6 protein-coding genes are annotated in these 3,952 nt (G+C 63.4%); 5 read left to right on the top strand and 1 reads right to left on the bottom strand.

Annotated elements, in window-relative coordinates; all coding sequences use genetic code 11:
- The 4 genes from Q8R73_RS01075 to Q8R73_RS01060 all read left to right on the top strand — a co-directional run.
- Positions 1 to 214: hypothetical protein (locus Q8R73_RS01075; protein WP_305717703.1), on the top strand; the 214-nt coding region annotated here is incomplete at its 5' end.
- Complete coding sequence (rplS, locus tag Q8R73_RS01070) at positions 211 to 609, top strand: 50S ribosomal protein L19 (protein WP_305717702.1); 399 nt, start codon at positions 211 to 213, stop codon at positions 607 to 609. The genes Q8R73_RS01075 and rplS, both read left to right, overlap by 4 nt.
- 445 nt (positions 610 to 1,054) lie before the next feature.
- Positions 1,055 to 2,461: a 3-isopropylmalate dehydratase large subunit gene (leuC, locus tag Q8R73_RS01065; RefSeq protein ID WP_305717701.1), complete on the top strand. Its 1,407-nt coding sequence runs from the start codon at positions 1,055 to 1,057 to the stop codon at positions 2,459 to 2,461.
- 130 nt (positions 2,462 to 2,591) lie between these two features.
- Complete coding sequence (locus tag Q8R73_RS01060) at positions 2,592 to 2,789, top strand: hypothetical protein (RefSeq protein WP_305717700.1); 198 nt, start codon at positions 2,592 to 2,594, stop codon at positions 2,787 to 2,789.
- Between the two features lie 449 nt (positions 2,790 to 3,238).
- Here Q8R73_RS01060 and Q8R73_RS01055 read toward each other — a convergent pair whose 3' ends face one another.
- Positions 3,239 to 3,556 (bottom strand): hypothetical protein, encoded by a 318-nt coding sequence (locus tag Q8R73_RS01055; protein ID WP_305717699.1) that lies wholly within the window; start codon positions 3,554 to 3,556, stop codon positions 3,239 to 3,241.
- 161 nt (positions 3,557 to 3,717) lie between these two features.
- On the opposite strand from Q8R73_RS01055, the gene Q8R73_RS01050 reads away from it, so the two are divergent.
- On the top strand, positions 3,718 to 3,952 hold a 235-nt coding region (locus Q8R73_RS01050; RefSeq protein WP_305717698.1), incomplete at its 3' end, for a metallopeptidase family protein.

Genomic DNA, 3,952 nt, shown 5'->3' with positions numbered 1-3,952 from the left:
CGCGGCGGCCCGATCTCTGGGCCGCCAGACAGACCTCGACGCGAGCCCCGACAGGGATTGGCCAAAAACGCCCAAAAAACACGACGGACGGGTGACAAGCCCCGGCCTTTGCCGTATACGAACGCCAAATCCGCGCAATGGCAGGATAGACGAACACACGCGCAGCCCGCGCCTTGGCGGCTGGGGCGCGACGCCGATGGAGATTTTGCGATGAACCTTATTCAAGAGCTCGAAAAAGAGCAGTTCGACAAACTGGCCGCCACCAAGACCATTCCGGAATTCGGCCCCGGCGACACCGTGATCGTCAACGTCAAGGTGGTCGAAGGCGACCGCTCGCGCGTGCAGGCCTATGAAGGCGTCTGCATCGGCCGTTCCGGCGGCGGGCTCAATGAGAGCTTCACGGTTCGCAAGATCTCCTACGGCGAGGGCGTCGAGCGCGTGTTCCCCGTGATGTCGCCGATGATCGACTCGATCACCGTGGTGCGCCGCGGCAAGGTGCGTCGCGCCAAGCTGTATTACCTGCGCAACCTGCGCGGCAAGTCGGCCCGCATCGTCGAGAAGAAGACCGAGCGCCCCGAAAAGGCCCCGAAGGTCGCCGCGGCCAAGTAATCCGCAGTCAATTCTCCTGCATGGAGATGTGACAAAAAGCGCGGGGCTGACCCCCGCGCTTTTTTGTTGCGGCATCGTCATTGCGAGGAGCGCTTGCGACGAAGCAATCCACCTCTTAGCTTCTGCAAAAAGTATGGATTGCTTCGCGGAGCCTGTCATCGAGCGGCGCTATGCGCCGACCCGTTGGCTCGCAATGACGGGTGCAAACGCATATCGCGCTCCGATACCCCGCATGCTATAAGGCTGGAATGCTTCCAGATCGCCAAACAACCATGTCTCGCGTCGTTCTCGACGACCGCAGCCGCCTGCCCGGCCGCTTCTTCGGGCGGTTCACGACCTCGGCGACATCGGGACTTTGACGGCGCGCCCGGCGCCGCGCCGATGTTAGCTGCGCAACTTCGCGCATTCCTCCGCTCACGCAAGATCATTGATAGGGCTTACGCTCATGTCCAAACCGACCACGCTGTACGACAAGATCTGGGACGACCATCTGGTTCACGAGGCCGATGACGGCACCTGCCTGCTGTATATCGACCGCCATCTGGTTCACGAGGTGACCTCGCCGCAGGCATTTGAAGGCCTGCGCGCCACCGGCCGCAAGGTTCATGCGCCGGAGAAGACGCTCGCCGTCGTCGATCACAACATCCCGACGACCGATCGCTCCAAACCCAATCCGGATCCGGAGAGCATCGAGCAGATGAAGGTGATGGCGGACAACGCCAAAGAGTTTGGCGTCACCTACTTCAACGAGCACGACAAGCGTCAGGGCATCGTGCACGTCATCGGCCCCGAGCAGGGCTTTACCCTGCCCGGCACCACCATCGTCTGCGGCGACAGCCACACCTCGACGCATGGCGCGTTCGGCGCGCTGGCGCACGGCATCGGCACGTCGGAAGTCGAGCACGTGCTGGCGACCCAGACCCTGATCCAGAAAAAGGCGAAGAACATGCGCGCCGTCGTCGAAGGCACATTGCCCGACGGCGTCACCGGCAAGGACATCATCCTGGCCATCATCGGCGAAATCGGCACCGCCGGCGGCACCGGCTATGTGCTGGAATATGCCGGCGACGCGATCCGCGCGCTCTCGATGGAAGGCCGCATGACCGTCTGCAACATGTCGATCGAGGGCGGCGCCCGCGCCGGCCTGATCGCGCCGGACGAAAAGGCGTTCGAATATCTCAAGGGCCGCCCGATGTCGCCGAAGGGCGACGCCTGGGACGCCGCGATGCGCTACTGGGAAACGCTGCGCAGCGACGAGGGCGCGCATTTCGACCACGAGATCCGGCTGGATGCAGCCAAACTGCCGCCGATCGTTACCTGGGGCACCTCGCCCGAGGACGTAGTGTCGATCTCCGGCTTCGTGCCGGATCCGGACAAAATCGAGGACGAAGCCAAGCGGCTCTCCAAGCATCGCGCGCTCAAATATATGGGCCTGACCGCGGGCACCAAAATCACCGACATCAAGCTCGACCGCATCTTCATCGGCTCCTGCACCAATGGCCGCATCGAGGATTTGCGCGCCGCCGCCAAGGTCGTCGACGGCAAGACCGTCAACGCCAATCTCAGCGCCATGATCGTGCCGGGCTCCGGCATCGTGAAGGAGCAGGCGGAAGCCGAAGGCCTCGACAAGATCTTCATCAAGGCCGGCTTCGAATGGCGCGAGCCGGGCTGCTCGATGTGCCTGGCCATGAACCCCGACAAGCTTTCCCCCGAAGAGCGCTGCGCCTCGACCTCGAACCGCAATTTCGAGGGCCGTCAGGGTTTTAAAGGCCGCACCCATCTGGTGTCGCCGGCGATGGCGGCCGCGGCGGCGATCGCAGGGCATTTTGTCGACATCCGGGAGTGGCGGTAAACCGCCACTTGATCAGGGGGTGGCGGTAAACCGCCACTTGCCTCAACCCTGACATTTCCCGGAAACCTCCCGTTAGGGAACCGGGAGCAGACTGGCTCCTTGCGGGAATGAATTCCGCGGGGAGCGGGCTGTGGCCGACAAGCCTGAATTCGTCGATCTGATCAGCGAGGCGACCCGCCAGGTGCGGCGACGCATCGTGCGGCAAACCGTGGCGCCCGAGCCCAAGGAAGAATCGCGGCTCGCTCACCGGTCGAACGGAATGACGCAGTGGCGAATGCAGACCTTCACGCCATGGAAGCTCAAGCCGTGGAATTGGAAGGATTGGTGAGCTGCGCGGGCAAACATTGAGGCTGATGCAGATCAGGCGCCTGATTCATTTCAGTCGGTAGGGTGGGCAAAGGCGCGCTTGCGCCGTGCCCACCGTCTTTGTCTCGATGAAGGTGGTGGGCACGCTGCGCTTTGCCCATCCTACGAGAAAGATTGATCACCTCCACCCCGGACTAAATGCGAAGCCGAATGTAAACGGCGCCGGCACGGCATAGGGATACGGCCGATAATAATACGGCCTGGCGTAATAACGCGGCTGGGGCCGGTGATACGTCCGGGCGCCATGATGGTGATAACGCCGATGGTCACGCCGCGCGCTGAAATCGGTCGTGCGCTGTGAATCCGCCGCCGCAGCGGCGGCTGTCGCGATCGGAGCGGCAACGGCCAAAGGTACGCCAAAGGGTCCTGCCAGCGACAATGCGACGGCTGCCCCGATCAACGATTTCATCGCTAGCCGCGCCGCCAGTAGCAGTTCATCCGCGGCGTGATCACGGTGCCGCTCGGCCGGTATTCCTGCACATAGGTCGCGGTGCATTCGCGCACCGCATTGGGACCGGGATTGTATTGCGGATAGACCGGCGGTCGCCATTCCTGCCGCGGATAGACCGGCACGCGCCGGATCGCGGGACGACGCTGCTGAGCCGAGCTATCGGTCGGAGCGGCCTGCGCGGTCCGCATCCCCGACGGCGCGGTTTGCGCCTGCGCAACTGCCGCGGGCAAGAGCCCGACAAGAGCAGCCAATACTGCCGCCGTCACAATCCGCATCATCCCGCCTCAAGCCAGTTGGTGGCCGCAACGTCTCCGATTGCCGCGCCGAGGTCAACTCATTCGGGGCCGCAAATCGGCAGGCATGCCGGGGAAACCCGCGGAAGCGTTTTCTTCCCGCGAAACGGTACCCACTGCGCTCGAAATCGCTATAAGCAGGCCCGATGTGGACAACAGCCAAAGCGCCGTCGCTGGACGAGATGGAGGCCATGGCGCACGAGATCTTCGAGCGCCTGCCCAAGGGCTTTCGTGCCCTGTGCGAGGGCGTGATCCTGCGCGTCGACGATTTCCCCACCGACGAGGTGCTGGAGGAAATGAAAGCGGAGAGCGAATTCGACCTGCTCGGCCTGTTCCAGGGCATCGGGCTGCCGTTTCGCAGCAACAACGATATCGCCCGGC

This window comes from Bradyrhizobium sp. (assembly GCF_030697065.1).
Lineage (GTDB): Bacteria > Pseudomonadota > Alphaproteobacteria > Rhizobiales > Xanthobacteraceae > Bradyrhizobium.
Note: the sequence above shows the minus strand (reverse complement) of the source record. Positions and strands in the feature narration are given on the sequence as shown.

What these genes read in the sequence shown, in the direction of transcription:
- rplS (WP_305717702.1), top strand. Translation starts at nt 211, where the DNA reads ATGAACCTTATTCAAGAGCTCGAAAAAGAGCAGTTCGACAAACTGGCC.
- leuC (WP_305717701.1), top strand. Translation starts at nt 1,055, where the DNA reads ATGTCCAAACCGACCACGCTGTACGACAAGATCTGGGACGACCATCTG.
- Q8R73_RS01055 (WP_305717699.1), bottom strand. Translation starts at nt 3,556, where the DNA reads ATGATGCGGATTGTGACGGCGGCAGTATTGGCTGCTCTTGTCGGGCTC.